A 22,510-nucleotide genomic window follows, 5' to 3' on the forward strand; every position below is an offset into this window, starting at 1 on the left:
TCACATGCCCTGGGGTCTTCTCAGATCCAATGTATGCGGAAATTCGGGTGCCACGCTTTCCGGCCACAAGGGATAACTGCCCGCTGTATGGCCCCAAGGCTCGAAACGCGCAAGCCGTCTGGCTTCCGCTTCATTGCCGTTCACAGGGAAGGTGTCGTAGCTTCTGCCGCCGGGATGGGCCACATGATACACGCACCCGCCGATCGAACGGCCGGACCATGTATCATAAATATCAAATGTTAGCGGTGTGTTGACCGGCAGGACGGGGTGCAGACCCGAGGCCGGCTGCCATGCCTTGTAACGCACGCCGGCGACAGCAACGCCATTGGTCCGGGTCGGGGTCAGGGGCACGCGGCGACCGTTACAGGCAACCGCAAAACGGGCCGGATTTGGCGTGTCGAGCTTCACCTGCAGCCGTTCCACCGACGAATCGACGTAACGCACGGTGCCGCCGATCGCGCCCTGCTCGCCCATGACATGCCAGGGCTCCAGCGCTTGGCGCAGTTCCAGCCGCGAATCGCCATATTCCACCTCGCCATAGAAGGGGAAGCGGAATTCGAGCTGGGCCTCGAACCATTCCGGCTTGAAGTCGAAGCCGTTGTCGCGCAGGTCGGCGAGCACTTCAAGGAAATCCTGCCAGACGTAATAGGGCAGCATGAAACGGTCGTGCAGCGCCGTTCCCCAGCGGACGAAATTGCCGGTGATCGGGTTCTTCCAGAAGCGGGCGATGAGCGCGCGGATGAGCAGTTGCTGCGCAAGCGACATGCGCGCGTTCGGCGGCATTTCGAAGCCGCGGAATTCGACGAGGCCGAGGCGGCCGGTCGGTCCATCGGGCGAAAACAGCTTGTCGATACAGATTTCCGAGCGATGCGTGTTGCCGGTGACATCGATCAGCAGGTTGCGGAACAGCCGGTCGACCAGCCACGGCAGAGGCGGCAACTGGCCATTGCCCGGCAACGGGATCTGGGCAAGAGCGATTTCCAGCTCATAGAGGCTGTCGTGGCGCGCCTCGTCGATGCGCGGAGCCTGGCTGGTCGGGCCGATGAACAGGCCCGAAAACAGGTAGGACAGCGAGGGGTGGCGCTGCCAGTGCAGGACAAGGCTTTTCAGGAGATCCGGCCGGCGCAGGAAGGGGCTGTCATTGGTCGTTGCGCCGCCGACGACGACGTGGTTGCCGCCGCCGGTGCCGGTGTGCCGTCCGTCGATCATGAACTTGTCGGCGCCGAGGCGTGCCTGCCGCGCTTCCTCGTAGATCGCGGTGGTGGTGTCGATGCAGTCCTGCCAGTTATAGGCGGGGTGGATGTTGACCTCGATGACGCCCGGATCGGGGGCGACGCGGATGACGTTCAGGCGTTCGTCGTGCGGCGGCGTGTAGCCTTCGATGTGGATCGGCAGGTTCAGGGAAGCGGCGGCGCGTTCGGCGGAGGCGAGAAGGTCGAGATATTCCTCAAGCGCTGCCGTCGGCGGCATGAAGACGCAAAGCCGGCCGTCGCGGACCTCCACCGAGATTGCGGTGCGGACACGTCCGCCAATCTCCTCGTAGGACTGCGGCATGCGGGTCTGCTGGGCGATGTCCGGCTGGAAGGAGTGTTCCGGCATGCCGCGACCCTTTTCCGTCGAGAAATCGGGCAGCGGCGGTTTCTCCACCGTCGGATCGACCGGATTGATATAGGGATACCAGGACGGCGAGATGTAGGGCAGGGAATTCAACGGCAGGCGGAACCCGACCGGGCTGTCGCCGGGAATGAGATAGAGGCGGCCGCGCCGGGTGCGCCATTTCTCGCTGACCCAGGTGCGGCCGGAAACGCGCGCCTGCCAAGCCTGCACCGGCAGGACGTAGCCCGCAGGCGTCGTCAGTCCGTTGGAGAAGACCTTGGCAATGCGGTTGCGCTCTTCGGGGTCCTTGAGTTTCGAGTTGGACGGGTCGACGTTTTCCGGAAGGTTCGCTTCCTTGACGATCCACTCCGCCGGATCTTCATAGGCCGCCACGACGTTTTCAGGCTGGATGTCCAGTTCGACGGCGATTGCCTGCAGAAGGCGCGAGGCGTCCTCGTGGGTGACCTTGTGGTCGCGGCTTTCGACGGCGATCAGGTCGGGGTTCTTCCACACCGGCAGGCCGTCGCGACGCCAGTAGAGCGAGAAGGTCCAGCGCGGCAGGCTTTCGCCGGGATACCATTTGCCCTGGCCATAGTGAAGGAAACCGCCCGGCGCGAATCGCTGTCGCAGACGGCGGATGAGGTCGTCCGCCTTCTGTCGCTTGGTGGGGCCCACGGCTGCCGTGTTCCATTCGTCGGACTGGAAATCGTCGATCGAGACGAAGGTCGGCTCACCGCCCATGGTGAGCCGCACGTCGCCGGCGAGCAAGGCACGGTCGACCTTCTGGCCAAGCGCATTCAGCGCATCCCAGCTTTCGTCGGAGAAAGGCTTGGTGATGCGCGGGTGTTCGGAAACGCGCTTCACCTGCATGTCGAAGGCAAATTCCGTCTTGGCCTCGCCGAAATAGCCGCCGGAGATGGGGGCGGCGTTCTTGTAGTGCGGCGTTGCCGCAAGCGGTATGTGGCTTTCGCCGGTCAGGAGACCGGAGGTGGGGTCGAGGCCGATCCAGCCTGCACCGGGAATATAGACTTCCGCCCAGGCATGGAGATCGGTGAAGTCCACCTCCGTGCCCGAAGGACCGTCCAGCGCCTTCAGATCCGGCGTGAGCTGGATCAGGTAACCGGAGACGAAGCGTGCGGCGAGACCGAGGCGGCGCAGGATCTGGACAAGCAGCCAGCTCGTATCGCGGCAGGAGCCCCTGGCGAGCGTCAGCGTCTCGTCCGGCGTCTGGACGCCGGGCTCCATGCGGATGACATAGCCGATTTCCTGCTGCAGGCGGGCGTTCAGGCCGACCACCATGTCGACCGTGCCCTGGCCGGGCGTCTTGTCTATGGTTTTCATGAAGGCATCGAGCGCCGGGCAATCCGGCTCGGGCGTCATGTAGATCGCGAGATCCTCGCGGATATCGGCCGGATATCGGAAGGGCCACTTTACCGCTTCTTCCTCGGTGAAGAAGTCGAAGGGGTTGTAGACCGTCATGTCGGCAACGAGGTCGACCTCGATCTTGAACTCCGTCACCGGATCGGGAAAGACGAAGCGGGCGAGATAGTTGCCGTAGGGATCCTGCTGCAGGTTCACGAAATGATTGGCCGGCGTCACCTTCAGCGAATGGCTGAGTACCTTGGTGCGCGAGTGGGCGGCGGGTTTCAGGCGTATGATCTGCGGCCCTAGCCTCACCGGTTTGTCGTAAAGATAATGGGTGAGGTGATAGATGCTGGCCTTGATCGACATTCGTGCTGCTTGCCCTGTTCCCTTATCGATCCCGTTTTCCGGGTTAAAATCAATCTTGTGCAATGCAGCGCCATAAAGCAAGCAGGCCCCGGACGCTTATGTGTCCGGGGCCTGCGTTTTTTGCAGATGTCATATTTTAGCTACGGCTTTCAACTCCGGCCGAATTCATCGACAAGACGAATGATATCGTCCTCGCCGAGATAGGAGCCCGTCTGGATCTCGATCATTTCGAGCTGGATCTTGCCGGGATTGGCAAGCCGGTGCACGGAGCCCTGCGGAATGTAGATCGACTGGTTTTCGTGCAGGATCGTCACCTTGTCGTCGATCGTGACTTCCGCGGCGCCGCGAACGCATACCCAGTGTTCGGCGCGATGATGATGCTTCTGTAGCGAGAGCTTCTTGCCAGGATGGACGAAAAGCCGCTTCACTTGGAAACGTTCGCCGTTGAGTACCGAGGTATAGCCGCCCCAGGGTCGGAACGAGGTCGGATGGTTTTCCGTCAGGTTGGCGGTTTCCTTGCGCGACGCAAGGAGCTTCACGAGATCGCCGACCTTCTGGCTTTCGTCGAGACGTCCGACATAGACGGCGTCCTCGCTGGCGATGACGGCGACGCCGTCCATGCCCTGCACGGCGATGTGGCTGTCGCGGGACATGACGAGCGAGTTGCGGGTGTCGACCACGGTGGCATTGCCGTGAACGACGTTGCCATCCTTATCCGGAGCGCCGATCTTCCAGACGGCATCCCAGCTGCCGAGGTCCGACCAGGTGATCGCGGCAGGCACGACGACGGTGTTCGGCGTCTTTTCCATCACCGCATAGTCGATGGAAATGCTCGGGCTCTGGACAAAGGCCTCCTTGTCGAGGCGGGTGAAGTCCAGATCCTTTGCCGCAGCCCGAACCGAGGCCTTCGCGGCGGCCAGGACGTCGGGAGCGAATTTTTCCAGCTCGGCAACGATCTGTTTTGCGGTGAAGACGAACATGCCGGAATTCCAGTAGAAGTTGCCGGCCTCCAGCATCTTCTCCGCGATTTCGGCTTTGGGTTTCTCGACGAAACGCTTGACGGCAAAAGCGCCGTCGCCGAGTTCCTTACCCAGCTCGATGTAGCCGTAACCGGTCGCGGGTTCGGTCGGCGTGATGCCGAAAGTCACGATCTTGCCGACCTTCGCCGCCTTGGCGGCGGCCCTGACACAATTCACATAGGTATCGTCGACGACGATGTCGTGGTCGGAGGGGAGAATCTGGAGAATGGCGTCCTCGCCATAGAGATCCGCGACGGCGACAGCGGCGGCGGCAACGGCGGCGGCGGTGTTGCGCGCTTCCGGCTCCAGCAGGATGCCGGAGAGCTTCGCATCCAGTTCGCGCGCCTGTTCCGCGACGAGGAAACGGAATTCCTCATTGGTGATGACGATTGCGGATTCGTAGAGATCGGTATCCCCGACGCGAAGCAGCGTGCCCTGAAACAGGGTCTTGTCGCCGATGAAACGGATGAACTGCTTGGCCGCGGCCGCGCGGGACAGCGGCCACAGGCGCGTTCCCTTTCCACCGGCCATGATGACGGGTACGATCTTCGAGGTCATGTCTGCTCTGCCTTTCGGTTGGGCGCTTTTGGCGGTGCGAAAGGCAGTGGTCAGAAGGGATATTTCCGCGTATGCGCTCGTCCTCCCGCTGCCTGCGACGCTTCGCCTTGCATCGATATGGCTTGTTGCATTTTTTGCCCGGTTCTCCAAGTCCACAGACCGTCCGGCCCAATGGACCAGGGAGCGAAGACGGCCATGTCCGGGCCTGTGCTTGAGGGTGAGGGCGTCACATCCGGCAAGGCTGTCCTGTCGGATACGGTGATCTCATAGGAAAAGCTGACGGAAACGACGCGCATGGGACGACATTTTCCAGTTGAATAGGTTCACAATCCCGCTCAAACGTTCTTCCGGACCGTTTGTTCCGAAGAAAAATAAAAAAAGTTCAGCGGTCGTTTTTATCGCCCTTGTCGGTGGTTCCGCCCATCAAGGCCGGTTCTCCGGCTGTGCCGCTTCCAGTGAAAGAAGCGGTCGTGCGGTCTCTTGAAGAACCAGTGCTTGGCGATTTCCGTTGTGACCAGATAAGCGCAAGTGATCGTCGCGAGGCCGGCCAGAACCCCGAGGGGCAGGTGCACGAAGCCGAACCAGTCCGCCCCGGGAATATAGGGCAGAAGGATCGCAAGCGCCGACACCGCCAGCGTCGACAACAGCAGCCAGCGACCGGGGAGGCTCCTGAAGAAAGGTGCCTTCGTGCGGATGATGAGGACCGTCGAGAGCTGGGTGACCAGCGATTCCACGAACCACCCCGTCTGGAAAATCGCGGCCTGTTCCCCGGTCAGCGCCAGCAGGAGGCCGAAGGTCAGGAAGTCGAACAACGTGCTGATGAGGCCGAAGACGATCATGAAGCGCTGGACATAGGCGATGTTCCAGCGTTGCGGATGCATGACTGCCTCGGGATCGACATTGTCGCTGGCAATCGCCATCGAGGGAATGTCGGCGAGGAAGTTGTTGAGCAGGATCTGCTTGGCGAGCAGCGGCTGGAACGGCAGCAGGAAGGATGCGAAGGACATGCTAATCATGTTGCCGAAATTGGAACTGATGGCGCTCGATACGTATTTCATCGTGTTGGCGAAGGTCTTGCGGCCGGTGTCTATGCCTTCCAGCAGCACGTCGAGGCTTTTGTCGACCAGCACCATGTCTGCGGCCTGCTGGGCGACGTCTGCGGCCCCTTCGACGGAAATGCCGATGTCCGCCTCATGCAGGGCGGGCGCATCGTTGATACCGTCTCCGAGATAGCCGACAACATGGCCCCTGCCGCGAAGGGCGGCGACGATGCGCTGTTTCTGGTTCGGGTCGATCTCGACGAAGAGATCCGTATGCACGGCCCGCGCGGCCAGGGCCTCATCGGTCAGCTTCGGCAACTCTTCGCCGGTCAGGATATGGCTGGACGGCAGCCCGATCGCGCGGGCGAGGTGGGCGGCGACAAAACGGTTGTCGCCCGTGATGACCTTGACCTTCACGCCGCGGCGGGTCATGGCGGCCAGTGTTTCGGCGATGCCGCTCTTTGGCGGATCGCTGAAGAGCAGGAAGCCGGCGAAGGCGAGATCCGTCTCGTCGCCATGACCGTAGCGCTCGCGGGCCGGAGAGAACCGGCGAATGGCGAGGCCGAGCACGCGAAAGCCCTCGTCGCTCCACTGAGCGTAGCGGCAGGCAAGCGTCGCACGGGTATCTTCGTCGAGCGCCTGCAACGCGCCTGCGTGAATGAAATGGGTCGAAACCTCCAGAATGTTGGCAAGCGCCCCTTTCGCGATCAGCAGGTCGCCATCGTCGTCGCGAACGATCACCGAGAGCCGCTTGCGAACGAAATCATAGGGAATCTCACCGACCTTGGAGGAGGGGTCCGTGTGAATAGCCGCGGCTGCTGCGGCCTTGCCGATGGCATCGTCGAGCGGGTTGGCCATGCCGTTCTGGAGGCGGGCGTTGAGACTGGCGAGCCGGAGCAGTCCTTCGGGTGCGCCGTCCAGCGGTCCCTCGACCCTGTCCAGGTTGACGACGCCTTCGGTGAGCGTTCCGGTCTTGTCGGTGCACAGCAGGTTCATGCTGCCGAGGTTTTCGATGGACGCGAGCCGGCGTACGATGACGCCGCCGGCGGCCATGCGGCGGGCACCGCTCGACAGCGTGAGGCTGACGATTGCAGGCAGCAATTCGGGCGTGATGCCGACGGCAATCGCCAGCGAAAAGAGGAGAGAATCGACCAGAGGGCGTTGAAGCAGGACGTTTCCGGCGAAGATCACCACCACCATGATGAGTGCCACGCGCGTCATCAGATAGCCGAACTGGCGGATGCCGCGGGCGAAATCGGTTTCCGGCGTTTCCTCCTGCAGGTGGGCGGTGATCCTGCCGATTTCGGTTTCGATCCCGGTCTCGACGACGACGGCCTCTCCCATGCCGCTGCGCACGGATGCCCCGGTGAAAAGCATGCCGGTGCGGTTGGCCAGCGCCGTTTCGGCGGCAAGCTCTCCCGGCCGCTTCTCGACCGGGAAGGTCTCCCCCGTGAGCGCGGACTGGCTGACGAAGAGGTCCGTCGCGGACATCAGGATGGCATCGGCCGGGATGAGGTCGCCGGCGGAGACCGCGATGACGTCGCCCGGCACCACATCGGCCGCGGCGATCGATACGAATTGTCCGTCGCGGCGAACGCGGGCCTTGAAGCCGATCCGCTCCTTCAGTTTCTCGACGGCGACGGAGGCGGAATATTCCTGGTAGAAGCTCAAGATGCAACTGGCGAGAACGATCAGCGATATGATGATGGCTTCGCGCCATTCACCGACCACGATCGATATCGCCGCGGCGGCCACGAGGATCAGCACCAGCGGGCTTTCGAACTGGGAGAGGAATATGCGCAGGCCGCTCCAGCGGCTTTCGTCCTTCACGGTGTTCGGGCCGAAATGCCGCAGCCGTTCGGCGGCTTCAGTACTTGTCAGACCCTCCCTTCGGGAATGAAGCTGAGCGAGCAGTTCGTCGAGCGTCAGGCTCCAGTAGGCAGTCCGATGTGAGGCGTCGTTTACAGAGTTGCCGGGGGTGAGGGACATGTGCGGCTTCTTCAGGAATGGCTGAGGCAATTCCGATCTTGAGATTGCCCTGCGTTCCCCAACATAGTCCATCCCTGCGACATCGTCATTGTCGGCGGCGAAGGAGATCGTAAAAATGAAAGCCATGGTGCTATACGCCAGCGGGCGGCCGTTGCAGTTCGAGGAGAGGCCCGATCCGCTTCCGGGCGCGGGCGAGATCCTTGTGCGGGTCGAGGCCTGCGCCGTCTGCCGGACCGATCTGCATGTCATCGACGGCGACCTGACGGAGCCGAAGCTTCCGCTCGTTCCGGGACACGAAATCGTCGGCGTCGTCGAGCGCTGCGGCGATGGCGTCACGAACCTTCGACCGGGCAGGCGGGTCGGCATACCGTGGCTTGGCCACACCTGCGGTTGTTGCAGCTACTGCGAGAGCGGCCGGGAAAACCTTTGCGATACGCCCGGCTTTACCGGCTATACGCGGGATGGCGGTTTTGCCAGCCATGTCGTCGCCGATGCCTCCTACGCATTTCCGCTCGACGGTTTTTCCGATCCCGTTGCGGCCGCGCCGCTGATGTGCGCCGGGCTGATCGGCTGGCGGTCATTGAAGATGGCCGGCGATGCCCGCCGCATCGGCATTTACGGTTTCGGGGCGGCGGCCCATATCATCGCGCAGGTCTGTGTGCACCAGGGGCGGGAAGTCCTTGCCTTCACCCGGGAAGGCGATCAGGCGGCGCAGGCCATGGCCCGTTCGCTCGGGGCGGCATGGGCCGGAAGCTCGGACGAGACGCCGCCGCAGCCTCTGGATGCCGCCATCATCTTCGCGCCGGTCGGTACGCTGGTGCCGGCGGCGCTCCGCGCCGTCGCCAAGGGCGGGCGTGTCGTGTGCGGCGGCATCCATATGAGCGATATCCCGCAATTTCCCTATTCGATCCTCTGGGGAGAGCGGCAGGTGCTTTCGGTCGCCAATCTGACCCGCGCGGATGCGGTGGAGTTCCTCGATCTAGCTCCGCGCGCCGGGGTGAAGACCACCACAACGGTCTATCCGCTCGAGAAGGCGAACGAGGCGCTGGACGATCTGCGCGCCGGCCGCTTCCAGGGCGCGGCGGTGCTGGTACCCTGACGTCGCGGGCGCCGTTCAGGTGATCCGCAGGGGCGCACGGCTCCGCTCGTTCACGGCCTCGCAAGCCTTTTGCAGCAGGCTGACGAACTGTTCTCTTTCGGCATCCGTGAGCCCGCTCAGCAATACCGTCTGGCTTTCCCTGACGACGGGGCGGATCTGCTTGAGTGTATCGGCCCCCTTGTCGGTCAGATAAAGCGTGCGGGCGCGCCGGTCGTTCGGATTGATTTCGCGCCGGACGAGTTCCTTCTGGACAAGCCTGTCGACCACGCCGCCGATGGTCACCCGGTCATAGGCGATGTGGCTGGCGAGCGTTGCCTGGTCCAGGCCGGGAGACGCCTCGATGGCGTTCAGCGCGGCATATTGCACCGGTGTCAGGTCGAAACCCTTCTTCGCTGTCTCTTCCATGAAAATGGAAACGGACGTCTGGTTGAGCCTGCGGATCAGATGTCCCGGCATTTCATAGATTTCCAGCATCGCGATGCGCTCCCCCGCAATCAGATGCTCTGTCTAGCGCTTATCGGAGAAGGGAAAAAGCGCCCATTCCGGGTGATGCCGCGGATACGTCTACCGGCGATAGGCTTGTCCATCCGGGCGCTTTATCGAGGTCGGCCTTGCAGCGGGCGGATTGCCGACATAAGCAGGCAGGGAGATTTCCGGTGTGGTTTTCGGACCGGATCGGCAAGGGGCCGCCATGGGCAAGAGAGAGTATCGAGCATGCTGAAACCGCTTTTCGACGTTCCTGCCACACCTCTCGTTCCGGTCAGGGGAGAGACCGGCGGCTATCCGGTTCACCGTATCTTCTGCGTCGGCCGCAACTATGCTGCCCACGCCGCCGAGATGGGCGCCGAGGTCGACCGCGAGGAGCCTTTCTACTTCACCAAGCCGGCAAGTGCGATTACGCCGACCGGCTCGGTCATTCCCTATCCGCCTGGCACGGCCAATTTCCACTATGAGATGGAACTGGTGGTGGCGATCGGCGCACCGGCCTTCCGGGTGCCGGTGGAAGAGTCGCACAAGGCGGTTTTCGGCTATACCTGCGGGCTGGACATGACCCGTCGCGACCTGCAGCAGGCGGCGCGGGTCAAACAGCGTCCCTGGGATCTCGCCAAGGCTTTCGAACGATCGGCGATCATCTCGGAGATCACGCGGGCAGGGGATTTCCCGGCGATCGGTCCGCAACGCATCTGGCTGAAGGTTGGAGACGAACTGAAGCAGGATTCGCATCTTTCCGACATGGTCTGGTCCGTTCCGGAGATCGTCAGCCACCTGTCGCGCTTTTATCATCTGGCGCCGGGCGACCTGATCTATACCGGAACGCCGGCTGGCGTCGGTCCGGTGGTGGCCGGCGACGTTATCGCCGGCGGGATCGACGGACTGCGGGAAATTGCGCTGACGATCGGCCCCGCCGAGTAGCCACATCCTAAAACACATCGCTCCGACGCGCATTCATGTATCGGCTGGCAACGTGGTACATCTTTCAAAACAGATGGAGTTCGATTCGCGGCATGGCGGAACCAGGCAAATTCGAACGCAAATTACCCGAGGATCGGCGGCGCACTTTGATTGACGCCACGCTCGCCTGTCTGGCGAGGGAGGGGCATGCCGGGCTTTCGATCCGCAAGATCAGCAAGGAGGCCGGCATATCGATCGGCCTCATCAACCATCATTACGGCGGCAAGGACGATCTCGTCGGCCATGCCTATGAGACCCTTGCCCTGTCGCTGCTCGACAATATCCGCAGCCGGATCGCCGAGGCGGGCGACGATCCGCGCGCGCGGCTCGGGGCCTATTTCCGTGCGTCGCTTTCGGCTCCGATACTGGAGCGGAGCACGCTTCGGACATGGGTGGTGTTCTGGGGCATGGTCGAACACTCCAAGGCGATGACGGATGTGCATGACCGCACCTATGCGGAATATCGCCGCCTCCTGGAAATCCTGCTAAAGGATCTCTTCGCGGCGCGCGGCTGGCCGGAGCCCGACGTTCGCCTGGCGGCCATCGGCCTGCTGGCGATGCTCGACGGTCTGTGGCTGGAATGGTGCCTCAATCCCGAAACCTTCACGCCGGAAGAGGCGATCGGGCTTTGCGAACGCTGGACCGATGTATTTCTCGATGCCTCGGCGCCACGCGCCTCGGCCTGAGCGTTGCCGCTGCGATGCGTGGCTCTGAGGCTACTGCTTCGACAGCTGCACGATGAACATGGAAAAGAGCTCGGACTGGCTTGAGGCTCCGAGCTTCTGATAAATGTTCTTGCGGTGAATCTTGACGGTTCCCTCGGCGATGCTCAGGGTTTCCGCGATCGACCGGCTGGAGTGTCCGCGCAGGATGAGCGAGGTGATCTCGATCTCGCGCGGGGTGAGTATGCCGTCGGCCATGACGTCCAGCGTCTGGTTGATCGGGTCCTCCGCCTTGCGTTTGGTCGTTTCCGCGGCCGCACCGCCCTTGCACCAGTGGGCCTCGATGACGGCGCGCACGACCGGTTCGATCGCCCGCATGGCGTTGAAGTCGCGCCGCCCGAAGAAGGGTGCGTCTCCCGGACGGGTGAAGCTGATGACGACGGCGCCTGCGCCCGGAGGGCGGCAGACGATGCCGATCTCGTCGCGGATGCGGGTGCGGCCATAGTGCTGTCGATAATATTCCGTGCTGTAGAACTGGTCCGGCGCCATCTTGCGCAGGTGGCGGACGCCGGTGATCTTCGGATCGATTGCGGCAAGATAGAAGGGATCGAGCAGGTAGGGGCCCTGCGCATAGGCGGTGATGACCGTTTTCGCCCGCTCCTTGTCGATGTTGTGATACAGGCAAACGGGATTTTGCGTGCCCTGGTAGGCAAAGGCCATGGCGATATCGAAGGGTATTTCCTCGGCTATCGCGGACGACAGCTTGCGCGGCAGGTCCGGCGTCCCGATGGCGCGGATAAAGCCTCCTACCTTTTCATTCCACCTTGCGAACTCGCTCTTCACTGTTCCTCCAAGCCTGTGGCCGCGCCGTCCGCCCCCACATTCTGCACCTTCTATCCCTAACGGGATATTTTCTTGTCTCTTGGCCGGGCGGTAGCGTTCGACAAAACAATAATGGCAGGAACCCGATGCACAAGGCCCGAAACAATTCGGTTGAGTTCGAGGCGGCCCTTTCAGAAATGGGCGCCAGGTCCGTTCATATCGGCATGATCGATCCGGAAGGCGAATTCCGCGACAAGCTCGTCCCGGCCGAGAAGGCGGTGAAGCTCGCCAAATCCGGCTATCCCTTCTGCGAAGTGCTCTACTTCTGGGATATCGCCGAGAAGACCTATGCGGAAAGCGCCTTCATAGATCGTCCGGCCGAGATCTTCACCGACACGCTGCGTCTTTATCCCTTCTCGCCGGCATCCGCGCTTTGCATCGCAGATTTTTCCGGAGAGTTCGGCGAGCGTTCGCCGCGCAACCTCTGCCTTCGTCTTCTGGACGAGGCGGATAGCATGGGCTTTTCGGTGGCTTCCGCCTTCGAATACGAGTTCTTCCTGTTTGCCGAGACGCCGGAGACGCTGAAGGCGAAGAAGTATCGCGACCTTACCAGCTTCGCGCAGGGCAACCGCACCTATTCGCTGCAGACGGCCGCCCTTCACGGCGACCTGATGGAGGGACTGGCGCAGGCGATGAACGCCATGGAGATCCGGCTCGATGCCATCCACACCGAGCTTGGCCCCGGCTGTTTCGAAGTGCCGCTGACCTATGCCAGGGGCATCAAGTCGCCCGATGATGCCGCGCTCTTTAAGAATTTCGCCAAGGCTTATTTCTCCCGCAACGGGCTGACGGCCGGCTTCATGTCGAAGCTTTCCCCCGATCTGCCGGGCCAGTCGGGCCATCTGCATGTCTCGATGCGCGACAAGCATGGCAATCCAACATTCTCCGACCCGGATTCTCCGGATGGTCTCAGCCGCACGGGCCGGCATTTCGTCGGCGGTCTCCTGAAGCTGATGCCGGAAACGCTTGCCATGTGCTCGCACACGGTCAATGCCTACAAGCGGCTGGTGCCGGGCGCCTGGGCGCCGACGGCGGCGAACTGGGGCGTGCAGAACCGGACGTCTGCGGTGCGCATTATCAATGACAGCCCGGAGGCGACCCGCGTGGAATTCCGCGTGCCCTCCGCCGACGCCAATCCGTATCTCGCCCTGTCGATGTGCCTGGGCGCGGGGCTTTACGGCATCCGAAACGAGATCGAGCCGCCGCCGGCGAGCGACGAGAACTTCTATCTCGCAATACCCGAGCCGCATGCCGTCTTGCCGGGCGATCTCGGTCAGGCCGCAGACCGCCTCGACCGTAGCGTGATCGCGCGGGAGACCTTCGGCGATGCCTTCGTTGACAGTTTCGTGACCGGCCGCCGGTTCGAATACCGGGAATACCAGAAGCAGGTCAGCGAATGGGAGATCCGGCGATATCTCGGCGTCGTCTGAGGTCCCCTCGTGCGCCACAGCATCGTCAAATTCAAAAAAGAGGGAAAAGGACAATGACAAAAGGAACAGCAGACATCGGCAATTCTTTGATGGCGGGCTCGGTCTCCCGCCGGTCCGTGCTCAAGGGCATGGGTGGCCTCGGGCTCGCCGCGGCGGGTGGCGGGCTTTTCGGCATGCCGCGCGGCGCGCAGGCGGCCGAAAGCATCAACTACATGTGCTGGGAAGGCTATAACGCGCCGTCCATCCTCGAACCCTTCCAGAAGGAAAAGGGCGTTTCCATCTCGGTTGACCTCATCACCGACTCCGCCGGCGGTTTTGCCAAGCTCGCAGCCGGCGCATCGAAGGACTTCGACCTCGTATCCTCCGACAGCCCGTGGATCGCGCGCATGGGACCGGCCGGCATTTGCCGCTATATCGACGATGCCGACTTTGCCGACCAATATGCGGAATTCTACCCGCAGTTCCGCGCGCCGTTCGAGCCGCTGCGGTTCGACGGCAAGACCACGGGTCTTCCGACGCGCTGGGGCTGGGTCGGCCCGACCGTCAACACCAAGTTCGACAAGCTCGAGACCTGGTCGTCCTACGCGCCGGTGTTCGACAGCGCCTACAAGGACAAGATCTGCCTGCTGGACTGGGGCGATTGGCCGATCATGCCGCTTGCACTTTATGCAGGTATCAACCCTTACGAGGAACTGGACCAGGCCGCACTCGACGAGGTTCGCAAGGTGCTGCGTGCAGCCTTCAAGAACACCCGCGCTATCGTCGCCGACCTCGCGGTCGCCCAGAAGGGCCTGATCGACGGCTCGTTCCGCGCGCTGATCGGCGGCGGCACCTATTGCACCTCATCGCTGCGCCTGCAGGGGCACGACTACATCCAGTCGATTGTTCCCGAGCCGAAGAACGGCCTGAAGCAGGGCATCATCTGGATGGAGGCGACCGGCCTCATCGAGAACGGCAAGGACAGCAAGGTCGCGGCCGACTTCCTGAAATACATCGTTTCGCCTGAAGTCGCCAAGCAACTCGCGATCACGGAAGCGACCTGCAACCTCGTGCCGAACCAGAAGGCCGAGGCCCTCTTCTCCGACGCCGAGAAGAAGGCCCTGCAGATGGACTATATGTGGACGGCTTGGGATAACAGCCAGTTCCACACCGTTGCGCCGAATGTCGATGACATGCTGGCCATCTGGCAGGAAGAGCTCGCCGCGCGCTGAGCCCGTCCGAAGATCGCAACCTGCGGCTGCTGCTGCGGGTTGCTTTCGTTTGTCGAAATCCGGCGCAGTCCAAGAAAAGTCCGTGACGGCTTACCGTTCGGGATTGCGCAGAAACAGAGAGATGGAGAATCTCGGGCGTGACCCGCGTCAACCTTGGATACTCCAGAGACAGGGAAGCTGAAGTTTGGCCAATCCGATCATTCATGCCGCGAACATCGTCAAGGATTACGGGACGGCGCGCGCGCTGCACGGCGTCTCGCTTTCGATTGCCGAGGGTGAGTTCGTCGCGCTCGTTGGACCCTCCGGCTGCGGCAAGACCACGCTCCTGAAAATCCTCGCCGGTTTCGAGGACCCGACCGAAGGCGCGCTCTCCATCGAGGGACGCGACATGGCCGGCGTGCCCGCGGCCAAGCGGCCGACCCGCATGGTGTTCCAGAAGCTGGCGCTCTTTCCGCACAAGACCGTGGCGGAGAACATCGGCTTTCCGCTGAAGCTTGCCAGGACGGACAAGGCCGAGATCGGGACGCGGGTGCGGGCGATGCTCGACCTCATGCATCTCAAGCCTGAGTATTTGAACCGCTATCCGGCCCAGCTTTCCGGCGGCGAACAGCAGCGCGTGGCGCTCGCGCGTGCGCTGGTATCGCGTCCGGGCGTGCTTCTGCTCGACGAGCCGATGAGTGCGCTCGATGCCAAGCTCAAGAAGTCGCTGCAGGCGGAACTGAAGAAGCTGCACCGGGAACTCGGAACGAGCTTCGTTCTGGTGACGCACGATCTGGAAGAGGCGATGATGCTTGCCGACCGCATCTGCGTCATGCGCGGCGGTCGCGTGGTACAGATCGGCACGCCCTCCGACATCTATTACCGTCCCGTCGATACCTTCGTTGCCGGCTTCATCGGCGAAACGAATTTCCTGCCGGTGTCCGTGACCCGCGGCAGCGACGGTTCGGCAACGATTGCAAGCCCGATTGCCGGCAATGCTCCGGCGGCATTGGCCGAGGGCAATGTCTCGCCCGCCTTCTCCGGCGACGCCGGTTTGCTGCTGGTCCGTCCGGAGACGCTGCGGCTGGTGCGGGACGATGCCGCGGCGGGCGACTGGCGCATTGCCGGCATCGTCGAGGAATATTTCATCAAGGGGTCGTCCACCCAGTATCGTGTCCGCATCGCGGGCCTCGATGCGCCGCTGGTGGTCGATCTTGCCGGTTCTCTGCAACTGCCGGCCGAGGTCGGTGAGGCCGTGCAGGTGGGCTTCCAGCCGGCACATGCGTTTCTTCTGGCGGGGCAGGCATGAAGACACAGACCAAGACCTGGAACGATCCGGTTCTGATTGCTGCCGTCGCGCCGCTGGCGGTCGTGATGGTTGTCTTCTTCGTCATTCCGCTTGCCATGACCGCGATCCTGTCCTTCCAGACGACGCAGTTTTATCGCCTCAACTGGACCTGGGATCTCAAGGTCTGGACGGAGGTTTTTTCCAAGCCGCATTACTGGACGATCATGATGCGCACGGTGGGCATGGCGCTGATCTGCGTCGTGCTGTGCCTGCTTATCGCCTATCCCGCGGCCTATGCGCTGGCGACGCGCCTTAAGGCCTATAACGCACAGATCCAGATCCTGATTATCTTCGCCTTCCTGACGGATGCCGTGCTGAAGACGTTCGGCTGGATACTGGTGTTGGACAAGAACGGAGTGCTGAACTGGCTTCTGGCCCATCTCGGTTTCGGGCCGGAGGCGACAAACCTGCTCTTCAGCGAGACGGCGACGATGATCGGCATGGTCTATAATCTGGCGGTCTATCCCGTCTTCACCATCTACCTGTCGCTGGTCAGGATCGATCGCGACCTGATGCTCGCGTCCTACGACGCCGGCGCCTCGCGTATCCGCACCTTTTTCGAGGTGACGCTGCCGCTTTCGCGTCCGGGGCTTTCTTCCGGGGCAGTGCTGGTGTTCGTCCTGAGCCTCGGCGTCTTCCTCGAGCCGAAGGTACTCGGCGGCGGCACCTCGCCGCTGGCTTCGGAGCTGATCCGCCAGAGCTTCGAGACCCGTGTCAACTGGCCGCTCGGTGCGGCGCTGACGCTGGTGCTGATCACCATCGGCGCCCTGTCGCTGATGCTGGTGCTTGCGATCCTGAAGTTGCGGCAGGCGCGCAGCGTAGAGGTGCTCCTATGATGCCGGAGCATTTCAAGAACCGGGCCATCAGTGCGCTGCTTGTCGGCTCGATGCTGGCGTTGCTTGTCTTCCTCTACATCCCCATCGTGACGCTGGTGGCGTTTTCCTTCACCGGCAGCCGTGTGCTGACGCTGCCGATCGAGAGCCTGTCGCTCGAATGGTATGGCGAGTTGTGGCGGAAACCGGACTTCCTGCCGGCGGTCATCAATTCGGCCGTGGTCGCGGCGACCACCACCGTTTTCGCGACGCTGCTCGGAACGGCCGGGGCCATCGCCTGGATCCGTTATCGCTTCCGTATGCAGCGGGCCTTTCAGGCGCTGACTTTCGCGCCGCTGCTTTTCCCCCAACTGCTGCTCGGCGTAGTCATGCTGCTGTGGTTCTCCGTGCTCGGCAGCTGGCTCGGTTTTTCCACAGGTCTTGCAACCGTGGTTATCGGTCACATTGTGTATATCACGCCGTTCGCGCTGGTCGTCGTTGCCGTCCAGGTATACGGTTTCGACGATACATTGGAAGATGCGGCGCGTGATGCGGGAGCGACGAGATACGAAGTGTTTCGCGAAGTGACATTTCCTCTGCTTTGGCCCGGTATTCTTTCCGCCGCGACTTTCGCCTTCCTGCTGTCATGGGGGAATTTCTATGTATCGTACTCGTTGGCGGGCACGGCGAGAACGCTTCCCGTCTTCGTCTACAGCGGCATTGCCGTCGGTTCGTCTCCGATCTACCCGGCGCTTGCCACTTTGAACTTTCTGCCAGCTCTCGGCCTGGTTGTTTTTGCCGAGGTGATGCGTCGGCGCGCGCTCAAGCGACAGCAGTTTGTCGGAGCGAGCGAATAGTACTGCGTAACCGAAGGAGACGTGCATCATGCCGGAGGTGCCTTTTTCGCATCCTGCCGACTGGAGTTTCCCGACAGCCGTGCGTTTCGGCCCGGGCCGCATAGCCGAACTGGGATCGGTACTAACCGGCCTGGGGCTATCGAGGCCGCTGGTGGTGACCGATGCGGGGCTGAAGCTTCTGCCTCCTGTCGATGCGACGCTCGCGGCATTAATCGGTGTGGGGCTGGGGCCCGGGTTCTTTACCGAGGTGAAGCCCAATCCAACCGGCAGCAATGTGGAAAACGGCGTCGCCAAGCTCAGGGCGGGCGGCTACGATTCCGTGGTGGCGGTCGGTGGCGGTAGCGCACTGGATGCCGCCAAGGCCATTGCCCTGATGGCGACGCAGGACCGGCCGATCTGGGATTTCGAGGATATCGGCGACAACTGGAAGCGGGTGAATACCTCGCATCTCATTCCCGTCATAGCCATTCCGACAACGGCCGGAACCGGCTCGGAACTCGGGCGCTCCTCGGTCATCACCGACGAGCGCGAACATCGCAAGGTCATCATCTTTCATCCGCGCATGATGCCGGTGGCGGTCATCATGGACCCGGAACTGACGCTCGGTTTGCCTGCCCATATCACAGCTGCCACCGGCATGGACGCGCTCAGCCATGCGCTGGAGGCGCTTTCGTCTCCCGCCTTTCATCCGATGGCGGAGGGGGTTGCGCTCAATGCGTTGCGGATCATCCGGCAGTGGCTGCCGGTGGCGGTCGCAGACGGTTCGAACATCGAGGCGCGCTCGCAGATGCTGGTCGCTTCCGGCATGGGATGCGTCGCGCTACAGAAGGGTCTTGGAGCGGTGCATGCGCTGGCCCACCCGCTGGGCGCGCTTTATGACGCCCACCACGGTCTGCTGAATGCGGTCCTCATGCCTTATGTGGTGCAATTCAACGCGCCGGCGATTGCAGACAAGCTCGCTTTGCTCGCCCGCGTCCTGGAATTGCCGGACGAGGGGGCCGGAGCGGTTGTCGAGTGGCTGCATGCGCTGCGCCGTCTGGTCGGCATCGGCGCGACCCTTCGCGACATCGGTCTCGGCAAGATCGACGTGGAGCGCGTTGCGGCGATGGCGGCGGTCGATCCCTGCGCCAGCGGAAATCCGGTTCCGCTCGATGCGGCCAAGCTTTCCGTGATCCTGCAGGCCGCCATGACCGGCCGCTTCTGAAAGACGCCGTCGATGGACCGTTTGCAGTCCGTTCGGTGACGGAAGGAGGTAATCACATGACCGCCGTGACAGATGCGGCCATTGCCGTCACGGGCCGGGCCTGCGGTTCCTGCACGCTTTGCTGCTACCTGCCCGATATCGATGAACTCGACAAACCCGCCAATACGTTCTGCCGCGCTTGCATCGCCGGCAAGGGCTGTTCCGCCTATGAGGCCCGGCCCACCACCTGCCGCGATTTTCTCTGCGCATGGATGTCGGATGCGGGGATCGACGAGGCCTGGGAGCCCGCCAGATGCCACATGATGGTCTACCGGCAGGGCATGCAACTCACCGTACTGGTCGATCCGCAGTATCCGCAGGCCTGGTGTCGCGAGCCCTATCTCGGCCAATTGCAGGCATGGGCGAGGCAGGCGCGGGCCGAAGGCGGCTACGTCATCGTTTATGCCGGCGACGCGCTTTCCGTGATCGCGGGCGATTGAGGCTGCGGGCGCGCGGCGGGCTTCGGCTCCTGCTTCGTTGTTGACGGACCTGATCCGTTCGGCGACCCTCTGTTGTGCCGCAGGGCGTCCTGCCCTCCGCTTTCAGGGAGAGTTGCATGATGATGGGGTCTTACAGTCTCTGGCACTGGCTGGTTGCCTTTGCCTTCTGGTTCCTGCTGTTTGGCTGGCCGATCGCGAAGATCCTGCGGAGGGCCGGCTTTTCGGGGTGGTGGGTTTTGCTGAGTTTCGTGCCGTTGGCCAATCTCATCGGCCTATGGGTGTTCGCTGTTACGCCCTGGCCCAACGTGCCGGACCAGAACAGGCCGTCGGCCTGAACCCGGCCCCGCTCCTTCGGGTCAAATGAGGGGCGGCGCTATCTACATGAAAGGCTGCGGAAAAATCGGTCCGAAACAAGACAAGGGCTCGCCGATTTTTCGGCAAGCCCTTGTTTTGAATAGGGATGGTGGGCGTGACAAGGATCGAACTTGTGACCCCTACGATGTCAACGTAGTGCTCTCCCGCTGAGCTACACGCCCATCCGATGGCGGCTTAAGACCACAAAACCCTCCGTCCCGTCAATAGGGTTTTTGGGGTTTTGTGAAGAGTTTTTTACAGCCGCTCAGAAACCCCTTACGCAGCAAGGAGTTTGTTGACCTCGTCGACGAGGTCGCGGAGGTGGAAAGGTTTGGAGAGGACCTTCGCGTCCTTCGGAGCCTTCGAATCGGCGTTGAGCGCGACGGCTGCGAAGCCGGTGATGAACATCACCTTGAGGTCCGGATCGAGTTCGGTGGCGCGGCGCGCCAGTTCGATCCCATCCATCTCCGGCATGACGATGTCGGTCAGGAGAAGCGAGAAGGGTTCTTCGCGCAGCCTGTCGTAGGCGCTGGCGCCGTTGTCGAAGGAAGAGACCTTGTAGCCCGCCTTTTCCAGCGCCTTCACGAGGAACCGGCGCATATCGTTGTCGTCTTCGGCGAGAAGGATTTTCTGACTCATTGAGGAACCGCTGCTTACTGAATTTCGGTTATGGCTTTCGGCCGATTAGGGTAGGTCTTTTCCAGTAAACATCCGGTGAAGAACCTATTAACGGCTTATATCGCCATTTCTGGCAGTATGGACTTCCGCATAGCCAACTGGCAACATGGTTCCACAACAAGTTTGTGACTTGGTAAAGAAGGGGCAGCGTGAACGGAATGACAGACGATTGCGAGCTGTTCGAAGTCCGCGAACCGGAAACGCAATCGATCCCCTTCGTTTACAACTCGCCCCATAGCGGCCGGCGCTATCCGGTCGATTTCCTCGATCAGTCCCAGCTCGACAGTCTCGCGATCCGGCGGTCGGAAGATCATTTCGTCGATGAACTCTTCGGCGCGGCGCCCGATTTCGGGGCGCCCCTGCTGCTGGCGCATTTCCCGCGCGCCTATGTCGACGTCAACCGCGAGCCCTACGAACTCGACCCGCGGATGTTTTCCGATCCCCTGCCGCCCTTCGCCAACAGCAATTCGGTGCGTGTCGCCGGCGGTCTCGGCACCATTCCCCGGATCGTTGCGGAAAACATGGAAATCTACGGGCGCCGCATGCCCGTTTCCGTGGCTCTCGACCGGATCGAGAATGTCTACAAACCCTATCATGCCTGCCTGCGCCGGCTGATCGCCCGAACACATACCCGCTTCGGCTTCGGGGTGCTGATCGACTGCCATTCCATGCCCGGCAATATCCGTGTCGGCGGCAACGGCGTCCGTCCCGATTTCATCATCGGCGACCGTTACGGCACCAGTGCCTCGGTCGAGCTTTCCCATGCCGCCTTGCAGATGCTCGAGGATCTCGGCTTCAACGCCGTGCGCAACAAGCCCTATGCCGGCGGTTTCATCACCGAGCATTACGGACGGCCGGTCCGCGGGCTGCACGCGCTGCAGATCGAGGTGAACCGGGCGCTCTATATCGACGAGGCGACGCTGCAGAAGCGGGCGGATTTTCATGCCCTGGCAGGTTCCATCGCGGTTTTCATGGGCCAGATGGCGGCTTTTGTCGCCGATTATGCCGGCACCACGGCGCTCGCAGCTGAATAGCAGCTTTCCTCCCGATCTCACCGGGCAAAAAAAACCGCGCCCAACGGCGCGGCTAAGTCTAGGGAGGAAACACCCAAGGAGGGTATTTACAGTCAGAAGACTGTAATTTGACTGTATTGTTGCGACGCACAAATGTCAAGAATTTTTTGTCTTATTTTTGGGCAAGGTCATTTTTTGTGCAATTGCCTCGTGGGTGTGCCCGGAGTCTGTGGCGAAGCTTCCTCAACGGTAAAATCGCCGGCGGCGGCTGTTCCATTTGATGGGCCGATGTTTTAAGACGGGCGCGCCGATTTCCTCCTGCCAGCCGGATCCCTCCATGCGTCCCGATCGCGATTTCTTCTTTCGTCTCGCCGAAGCAGCCAAGGCGGAAACCCTTCCGCGCTTTCGCTCGCCGCTTAACGTCGTCAACAAGGAGGCCACCGGCTTCGATCCGGTGACGGAAGGCGACCAGAGGGCGGAAGCCGCCATCCGGGCGCTGATCGAGGCGAAATTCCCCGAGCACGGCATCCTTGGAGAAGAACACGAGAATGTCGGCACCGACCGCGAGCATGTCTGGGTGATCGATCCCATCGACGGCACGCGCGCCTTCATTTCCGGCGTTCCTGTCTGGGGAACGCTGATCGGTTTCCAAGAAAGCGGGCGTGCCCGCATGGGGCTGATGGACCAGCCGTTCACCGGCGAGCGCTATTTCGCCGATGGCGTGCGTTCCTGGTATTTCGGGCCGGACGGCGAGCGGCAGATACAGACGCGCGATTGCGGTTCGCTGGAGAATGCGATCCTCTTCACCACATCGCCGCATCTTTTCAAGGGCTGGGAAGTCGAGCGTTTCCAGGCGGTGCAGGACAAGGTGAAGCTCTTCCGTTATGGCATCGATTGCTATGCCTATGCGCTGCTGGCGGCGGGGCATGTGGACCTGGTGATCGAAACCGTGCTGAAGCCTTACGACGTCGGCGCGCTTATCCCGATCATCGAGCAGGCGGGCGGAGTGATTACCACATGGGACGGCGGACGTCCGGAAAACGGCGGCTCGATCATCGCGGCAGGCTCGGCCGCCGTGCATGCGCAGGCGATGGCGATCCTCAACGGACGGTGAGGA

General features: G+C 62.1%; 19 protein-coding genes and 1 tRNA gene. 13 read left to right on the plus strand and 7 right to left on the minus strand.

The window, feature by feature from the left end; genetic code table 11:
- From J5N58_RS05195 to mgtA, 3 genes are all read right to left on the minus strand, one after another.
- Entirely contained in the window at positions 1–3,327 is a 3,327-nt protein-coding gene (locus J5N58_RS05195; protein ID WP_112828731.1) for a transglutaminase family protein, read from the minus strand.
- A 149-nt stretch (positions 3,328–3,476) separates the two neighbouring features.
- On the minus strand, positions 3,477–4,904 hold the full coding sequence (locus tag J5N58_RS05200; protein ID WP_113438030.1) for a mannose-1-phosphate guanylyltransferase/mannose-6-phosphate isomerase: 1,428 nt from the start codon (positions 4,902–4,904) through the stop codon (positions 3,477–3,479).
- A 395-nt stretch (positions 4,905–5,299) separates the two neighbouring features.
- Entirely contained in the window at positions 5,300–8,059 is a 2,760-nt protein-coding gene (mgtA, locus tag J5N58_RS05205; protein ID WP_244709947.1) for a magnesium-translocating P-type ATPase, read from the minus strand.
- Here mgtA and J5N58_RS05210 point away from each other — a divergent pair.
- The gene (locus J5N58_RS05210; RefSeq protein ID WP_244709949.1) at positions 8,049–9,032 is read left to right on the plus strand and encodes a zinc-dependent alcohol dehydrogenase family protein; all 984 of its coding nucleotides are present in this window, start codon (positions 8,049–8,051) and stop codon (positions 9,030–9,032) included. The two genes, mgtA and J5N58_RS05210, sit on opposite strands and share 11 nt — an antisense overlap.
- 15 nt (positions 9,033–9,047) lie before the next feature.
- Here the strand turns inward: J5N58_RS05210 and J5N58_RS05215 are convergent, their stop codons facing one another.
- The gene (locus tag J5N58_RS05215) at positions 9,048–9,506 is read right to left on the minus strand and encodes a MarR family winged helix-turn-helix transcriptional regulator (protein ID WP_112828728.1); all 459 of its coding nucleotides are present in this window, start codon (positions 9,504–9,506) and stop codon (positions 9,048–9,050) included.
- A gap of 240 nt (positions 9,507–9,746) precedes the next feature.
- Here J5N58_RS05215 and J5N58_RS05220 point away from each other — a divergent pair, with 240 nt between their 5' ends.
- Together J5N58_RS05220 and J5N58_RS05225 are read left to right on the plus strand one after the other, a co-directional pair.
- The gene (locus J5N58_RS05220) at positions 9,747–10,445 is read left to right on the plus strand and encodes a fumarylacetoacetate hydrolase family protein (protein WP_244709951.1); all 699 of its coding nucleotides are present in this window, start codon (positions 9,747–9,749) and stop codon (positions 10,443–10,445) included.
- 146 nt (positions 10,446–10,591) lie between these two features.
- Positions 10,592–11,170: a TetR family transcriptional regulator C-terminal domain-containing protein gene (locus J5N58_RS05225; RefSeq protein ID WP_244709953.1), complete on the plus strand. Its 579-nt coding sequence runs from the start codon at positions 10,592–10,594 to the stop codon at positions 11,168–11,170.
- Positions 11,171–11,200: 30 nt separating this feature from the next.
- Here J5N58_RS05225 and J5N58_RS26020 read toward each other — a convergent pair whose 3' ends face one another.
- Positions 11,201–11,989 carry a helix-turn-helix transcriptional regulator gene (locus tag J5N58_RS26020; protein WP_112828725.1) on the minus strand — a complete coding sequence of 263 codons (789 nt, stop codon included), beginning with the start codon at positions 11,987–11,989 and terminating at the stop codon, positions 11,201–11,203.
- Positions 11,990–12,114: 125 nt separating this feature from the next.
- Here J5N58_RS26020 and J5N58_RS05235 point away from each other — a divergent pair, with 125 nt between their 5' ends.
- The 8 genes from J5N58_RS05235 (at position 12,115) to J5N58_RS05270 (ending at position 19,683) form a co-directional block, all read left to right on the plus strand.
- Positions 12,115–13,458 carry a glutamine synthetase family protein gene (locus J5N58_RS05235; protein WP_244709955.1) on the plus strand — a complete coding sequence of 448 codons (1,344 nt, stop codon included), beginning with the start codon at positions 12,115–12,117 and terminating at the stop codon, positions 13,456–13,458.
- 53 nt (positions 13,459–13,511) lie between these two features.
- Positions 13,512–14,669, plus strand: coding sequence for an ABC transporter substrate-binding protein (locus tag J5N58_RS05240; RefSeq protein WP_244709957.1), 1,158 nt, complete (start codon positions 13,512–13,514; stop codon positions 14,667–14,669).
- Between the two features lie 184 nt (positions 14,670–14,853).
- A complete protein-coding gene (locus J5N58_RS05245; RefSeq protein WP_112828723.1) occupies positions 14,854–15,957 on the plus strand; it encodes an ABC transporter ATP-binding protein in 1,104 nt (367 codons plus the stop codon).
- Positions 15,954–16,832 (plus strand): ABC transporter permease, encoded by an 879-nt coding sequence (locus tag J5N58_RS05250; protein ID WP_113442285.1) that lies wholly within the window; start codon positions 15,954–15,956, stop codon positions 16,830–16,832. Before J5N58_RS05245 ends, J5N58_RS05250 begins: the two co-directional genes overlap by 4 nt.
- Positions 16,829–17,665, plus strand: a complete 837-nt coding sequence (locus J5N58_RS05255) for an ABC transporter permease (RefSeq protein WP_113442283.1) — start codon at positions 16,829–16,831, stop codon at positions 17,663–17,665. The genes J5N58_RS05250 and J5N58_RS05255 overlap by 4 nt, the downstream gene beginning before the upstream one ends.
- A gap of 28 nt (positions 17,666–17,693) precedes the next feature.
- Positions 17,694–18,869, plus strand: coding sequence for an iron-containing alcohol dehydrogenase (locus J5N58_RS05260; protein WP_112828720.1), 1,176 nt, complete (start codon positions 17,694–17,696; stop codon positions 18,867–18,869).
- Positions 18,870–18,925: 56 nt separating this feature from the next.
- Complete coding sequence (locus J5N58_RS05265) at positions 18,926–19,348, plus strand: hypothetical protein (RefSeq protein ID WP_112828719.1); 423 nt, start codon at positions 18,926–18,928, stop codon at positions 19,346–19,348.
- Between the two features lie 116 nt (positions 19,349–19,464).
- The gene (locus tag J5N58_RS05270) at positions 19,465–19,683 is read left to right on the plus strand and encodes a Sec-independent protein translocase family protein (protein WP_162708215.1); all 219 of its coding nucleotides are present in this window, start codon (positions 19,465–19,467) and stop codon (positions 19,681–19,683) included.
- Positions 19,684–19,809: 126 nt separating this feature from the next.
- Here the strand turns inward: J5N58_RS05270 and J5N58_RS05275 are convergent.
- Positions 19,810–19,884, minus strand: a tRNA-Val gene (locus tag J5N58_RS05275).
- 94 nt (positions 19,885–19,978) lie between these two features.
- A complete protein-coding gene (gene cpdR1, locus J5N58_RS05280) occupies positions 19,979–20,341 on the minus strand; it encodes a response regulator CpdR1 (protein ID WP_112828718.1) in 363 nt (120 codons plus the stop codon).
- A 197-nt stretch (positions 20,342–20,538) separates the two neighbouring features.
- Between cpdR1 and J5N58_RS05285 the strand changes: the two genes are divergently transcribed.
- Positions 20,539–21,414 carry an N-formylglutamate amidohydrolase gene (locus J5N58_RS05285; RefSeq protein ID WP_112828717.1) on the plus strand — a complete coding sequence of 292 codons (876 nt, stop codon included), beginning with the start codon at positions 20,539–20,541 and terminating at the stop codon, positions 21,412–21,414.
- A gap of 316 nt (positions 21,415–21,730) precedes the next feature.
- A complete protein-coding gene (gene hisN / locus J5N58_RS05290; RefSeq protein WP_113442384.1) occupies positions 21,731–22,507 on the plus strand; it encodes a histidinol-phosphatase in 777 nt (258 codons plus the stop codon).
- Positions 22,508–22,510 lie beyond the last annotated feature (3 nt).

It is taken from the genome of Paenirhizobium cremeum, assembly GCF_022884085.1.
GTDB classification, from domain to species: domain Bacteria; phylum Pseudomonadota; class Alphaproteobacteria; order Rhizobiales; family Rhizobiaceae; genus Allorhizobium; species Allorhizobium cremeum.